Below are 4,858 nucleotides of genomic sequence, written 5' to 3'. Positions count from 1 at the left end.
ATGCGCGGCAACGGCGCGGTGGTGGCGGCCGAATCCCTCATGCATGCCGTGGTGCTGACCTGGTATCTGGAGGACGCGGCGCGCATCGAATGGCAACTGCGTTCGGCCGGCCTGGCCGAAGGCGCGCCCACGCTCTCGCTTGACGAGGCGGCGGCCCGCGCCGTGGGCACGGGCCGCATCTACGAGCGCATGTGGGAATACCTGACCGCCGGCGACCCTGAAGCGGCGCTGGCAGACCTGTCACAACCGAGGACGCAATGACCGATTTCCGCAACTTCATCAACGGCGAATGGGTCGCCACGGGCAAGACGTTCGACAACCGCGATCCGGTCGACAACCGCCTGATCGGACGCATCCACGAGGCCGGCGACGCCGAGGTCGACGCCGCGGTGCGGGCCGCCAAGGCGGCATTGCGCGGTCCCTGGGCCAAGCTCAAGACGCAGCAGCGCGTGGAGCTGCTGCATGCGGTGGCCGACGGCATCATCCGGCGCTTCGACGACTTTGTCGACGCCGAGATCGCGGACACCGGCAAGCCCTATGACCTGGCCAGCCATCTGGACATTCCGCGCGGCGCGGCGAACTTCAAGATCTTCGCCGACCTGGTGCGCAACATCCCCAACGAGACCTTCGACCTGGAAACGCCGGACGGCGGCCATGCCCTGAACTACGGCGTGCGCGTGCCACGCGGCGTGATCGGCGTGATCTGCCCCTGGAACCTGCCGCTGCTGCTGATGACTTGGAAGGTGGGGCCGGCCCTGGCCTGCGGTAACACGGTGGTGGTCAAGCCCTCCGAGGACACCCCGGCCACGGCCACGCTGCTGGGCGAAGTGATGAACGAGGTCGGCGTGCCGCCCGGCGTCTACAACGTGGTGCATGGCCGCGGCCCCGGTTCAGCGGGTGAAAAGCTCACCCGCCATCCGCTGGTAGACGGCATCACCTTCACCGGCGAGACGCGGACTGGTGTAGCCATCATGCAGGCGGCGGCGGTGGGCGTGCGGCCGGTGTCCTTCGAACTGGGCGGCAAGAACGCCGGCATCGTGTTCGCCGACGCGGACTTCGACAAGGCGGTGGCCGGCATCGCCCGCGCTGCTTTCGACAACACCGGGCAGGTCTGCCTGGGCACCGAGCGCGTCTACGTGCAGCGGCCGATCTTCGACCGCTTCGTGGCGGCGCTGGGCGAGCGCGCCCGCGGCTTCAAGTTGGGCCGCCCGAAGGATCCCGGCGTTAACCTGGGTCCGCTGACTTCGCAGCGCCACCGCGACAAGGTGCTGGGCTACTACGCCCGCGCCCGCGAAGATGGCGCCACGGTGGTGGCGGGCGGCGGCGTGCCGGACATGCCGGACGAACTGGCCGGCGGCGCGTGGATCCAGCCCACCGTGTGGACCGGCCTGCCGGAAACCTCGGCCGTGATCCAGCAGGAGATCTTCGGACCCTGCTGCCATATCGCGCCCTTCGACACGGAAGAAGAAGCCGTGGCCCTGGCCAACGCCACCCCCTACGGCCTGGCGGCCTCGGTCTGGACCAGCAACGTGGGCACCGCCCATCGCATGGGACAGGCCCTGGAAGTGGGCATCTGCTGGATCAATTCCTGGTTCCTGCGCGATCTGCGCACGGCCTTCGGCGGATCCAAGCAGTCCGGCATCGGCCGCGAGGGTGGCGTGCATTCGCTGGAGTTCTACACGGAGCTGCGCAATGTCTGCGTAAAGCTCTGACCTCAATACGGCAGGCGCCGCGCAGAACGGCGCCGCCGCCCATCCCCCAAGGAGACTTAGCATGCAAGCATACGCACGCGGGCTGTCCGCGCTGGCCGCCGTCGCGGCCCTGACCGCGGCCAACGCCGCCATGGCCGACATCCGCATCGGCTTTACCGGGGTGCTGTCCGGCCCCCAGGCGGCATTGGGCCAGGACCAGTACGACGGCCTGATGCTGGGCATCGAGCAACTGGGCGGCAGCCTGGGCGGCCAGAAGGCCGTGGTGATCCGCGAGGACGACCAGCTCAAGCCCGATGTGGGCGCGCAGATCGTGCAGAAGTTCATCGAGAAGGACAAGGTCGACGTGATCGTCGGCCTCGGTTTCTCCAATGTGCTGATGGCGGAACTGCGGCGCATCAAGGAGTCGGGCGTGGTGGCGCTGTCCACCAACGCCGGGCCTGCGCCCATCGCCGGCCGCATGTGCCTGCCCAATCTGTTCGTGCTGGGCTGGCAGAACGACAGCATGTCCGAGGCCATGGGCAAGTACGTCAAGGACCAGGGCTACAAGCGCGCCTACCTGATGTCGTCCAACTACCAGGCCGGCAAGGACAAGCTGGCGGGCTTCAAGCGCTTCTATGGCGCCGCTCCCGCCGACGAGATCTACACCCAGCTGGGACAGCTGGACTATTCGGCCGAGATCTCGCGCATGCAGTCGGCCGCGCCCGATGCGCTGTTCGTGTTCTATACCGGCGGGGTGGGCGTGAACTTCGTGCGCCAGTTGCGCCAGGCCGGCCTGATGGAAAAGCTGCCGTTCTTCTCGGAAAGCCTGATCGACTCCAACACGCTGACGGCGCTGAAGGAGCAGGCGGTGGGGGCGATCTACGGCACGCCCTGGGCCACCACGCTGGACAACCCGCCGAACCGCAAATTCGTCGAAGCCTTCAAGGCCAAGTACGGGCGCCTGCCGTCCGAGTACGCGGTGGGCGGCTACGACGCGGCCTTCCTGCTGGATACCGCCATCAAGCAGCAGGGCGGCAAGGTCGGCGACAGCAAGGCCCTGGCCGCCGCGGTCAAGGCGGCCGGCGCCAACTTCCCCACGGTGCGCGGCAAGTTCCGCTTCAACAGCAACAACATGCCGGTGCAGGACCTGTATGCCTACCAGGTCGTGAAGGAAGGCGACAGCGTGGGCCTGAAGCAGCTGGCCAAGGTGTTCACCGATCACCAGGACGCCTACGTGGCGGACTGCCCGCTGAAGTAACCGTCCCGGGAGACGCCCCATGAACGGATCCTTGCTGTTGTCGCAAATGCTCAATGGCCTGCAGCTCGGCGCCTTGCTGTTCCTGCTGTCCTCGGGGCTGACCCTGATTTTCGGCATCATGAACTTCATCAACCTGGCGCACGGGTCGCTGTACATGATCGGCGCCTTCCTGGGCGCCACCGCCTACAACGCCAGCGGCTCGTTCGCCTTCGCCATCCTGGCGGCGGTGGTGGGCAGCGGCCTGGTGGGCGTGGCGCTGGAACGCCTGATCGCCCGGCCCCTGTACAAGCACGACCACCTCTATCAGGTGCTGGCCACTTTCGGGCTGATGATGTTCTTCAACGAACTGGCCTCCGTCATCTGGGGCAGCCGGCCGTATTACGCCGCCGTGCCGCAGGGGCTGGAGGGCGCAGTCAGCCTGTTCGGCAACGACTATCCGGTGTACCGGCTGATGATCATCGGCGTGGGCGCGCTGGTGGCGCTGGGCGCCTGGTTCCTGATCCAGCGCACCCGCTTCGGCATGCTGATCCGCGCCGGCGCCAGCAACGCGCCCATGGCCAGCGTGCTGGGCGCCAACGTGGACCTGCAGAAGACCCTGCTGTTCCTGTTGGGGGCGGTGCTGGCCGGCGTGGCCGGCGCGCTGGCGGGGCCCATCCTCTCGGTGCAGTCCGGCATGGGCGAGCCCGTGCTGATCCTGGCGCTGGTGGTGATCGTGGTGGGCGGCATAGGCTCGGTGCGCGGCACGCTGGTCGCGGCGCTGCTGATCGCCATGATAGACACGCTGGGCCGCGCCTTCTTGCCCGACATGCTGCGCGCCGTGTTCGACGCGTCCGTCGCCGACGCAGTCGGGCCTGCGCTGGCCTCCATGCTCATCTACGTGCTGATGGCCGTGGTGCTGGCGTTCCGGCCGCAAGGCCTGGTCTTCTCGGCGCGGCGTTGACGCGCGCCTGTCCTGGGATTCGATCATCATGCAAGATCACAAACACCGGCGCTGGGCGCTGCCCTTGCTGTTCCTGGTCCTGGCCGGCGTGCCCTTCGTGGCGCAATGGCTGGGCGAACCGTTCTACGTGACGCTGGGCGCGCGCATCCTGATCTACGCGCTGGCCGCGCTGGCGCTGAACCTGGTGCTGGGCTTTGCCGGGCTGGTGAGCTTCGGCCATGCCATGTTCCTGGGCCTGGGCTGCTATGCCGTGGGCATCCTCAGCTATTACGGCTTCGGCAACGGCTGGCTGCAGCTGGCCGTGTGCATCGCCGTGTGCGCGCTGGTGGCGCTGATCGTCGGCACCGTCTGCCTGCGCACCTCGGGCATAGGCTTCATCATGATCACGCTGGCCTTCGCGCAGATGTTCTATTTCCTGGCGGTCAGCCTGCGCGAGTACGGCGGCGACGACGGCCTGAACATCTATGAAGCCAGTTCCTTCGGCCTGTTCGACCTGGATGGCAGCCAGCCCGTGTACTGGGCGGCCTGGGCCGTGCTGCTGGTCTCCAGCCTGGCGATGCTGCGCCTGCGCCGCTCGCCCTTCGGCATGATCCTGCGCGCCACCCACGCCAATCCGCGGCGCGTGGACGCGCTGGGCTATTCGGTGTTCGGCGTGCGCCTGACGGCCTACGTGGCCTCGGGCGTGCTGACCGGCGTGGCCGGGCTGCTGTTGGCCAACTTGACCGCCTTTGCCTCGCCCAGCTACATGTCCTGGCCGGTATCGGGCGAGCTCATCGTCATGGTGGTGATAGGCGGACTGGGCAATGTGCTGGGCCCGATCGTCGGCGCCATCGCCTACCTGCTGATGGAAGAAGCCTTCAAGAGCATGACGCAGCACTGGATGCTGCTGATGGGGCCGGCGGTGGTGATCATCGCCATGGTGGCCAAGGGCGGCTATGCCAATTCCCTGGCCTGGCTGCGGCGTCCGCC

Annotated in this window: 4 protein-coding genes and 1 pseudogene; all 5 read left to right on the top strand. The window is 67.6% G+C overall.

The genetic code is table 11. The features are described from left to right. A pseudogene (locus VIR09_RS24845) lies at nucleotides 1-261 on the top strand (class II aldolase/adducin family protein); the annotation flags it as partial. After that, the gene (locus VIR09_RS24840; protein ID WP_332015269.1) at nucleotides 258-1,712 is read left to right on the top strand and encodes a 2-hydroxymuconic semialdehyde dehydrogenase; all 1,455 of its coding nucleotides are present in this window, start codon (nucleotides 258-260) and stop codon (nucleotides 1,710-1,712) included. The pseudogene VIR09_RS24845 and the gene VIR09_RS24840, both read left to right, overlap by 4 nt. Nucleotides 1,713-1,773: 61 nt before the next feature. Continuing rightward, nucleotides 1,774-2,949 carry an ABC transporter substrate-binding protein gene (locus VIR09_RS24835; protein ID WP_332015268.1) on the top strand — a complete coding sequence of 392 codons (1,176 nt, stop codon included), beginning with the start codon at nucleotides 1,774-1,776 and terminating at the stop codon, nucleotides 2,947-2,949. A gap of 19 nt (nucleotides 2,950-2,968) precedes the next feature. Further along, a complete protein-coding gene (locus VIR09_RS24830; RefSeq protein ID WP_332015267.1) occupies nucleotides 2,969-3,889 on the top strand; it encodes a branched-chain amino acid ABC transporter permease in 921 nt (306 codons plus the stop codon). A 28-nt stretch (nucleotides 3,890-3,917) separates the two neighbouring features. Next, on the top strand, nucleotides 3,918-4,858 hold a 941-nt coding region (locus tag VIR09_RS24825), incomplete at its 3' end, for a branched-chain amino acid ABC transporter permease (RefSeq protein WP_332015266.1).

It is taken from the genome of Achromobacter sp. (genome assembly GCF_036567245.1).
Taxonomy (GTDB): Bacteria; Pseudomonadota; Gammaproteobacteria; order Burkholderiales; family Burkholderiaceae_B; genus Achromobacter.
This window is presented reverse-complemented; position numbering and strand designations above follow the sequence as displayed.

Coding starts and splice junctions, on each gene's coding strand:
- VIR09_RS24835 (WP_332015268.1), top strand. CDS start 1,774: ATGCAAGCATACGCACGCGGGCTGTCCGCGCTGGCCGCCGTCGCGGCC.
- VIR09_RS24830 (WP_332015267.1), top strand. CDS start 2,969: ATGAACGGATCCTTGCTGTTGTCGCAAATGCTCAATGGCCTGCAGCTC.
- VIR09_RS24840 (WP_332015269.1), top strand. CDS start 258: ATGACCGATTTCCGCAACTTCATCAACGGCGAATGGGTCGCCACGGGC.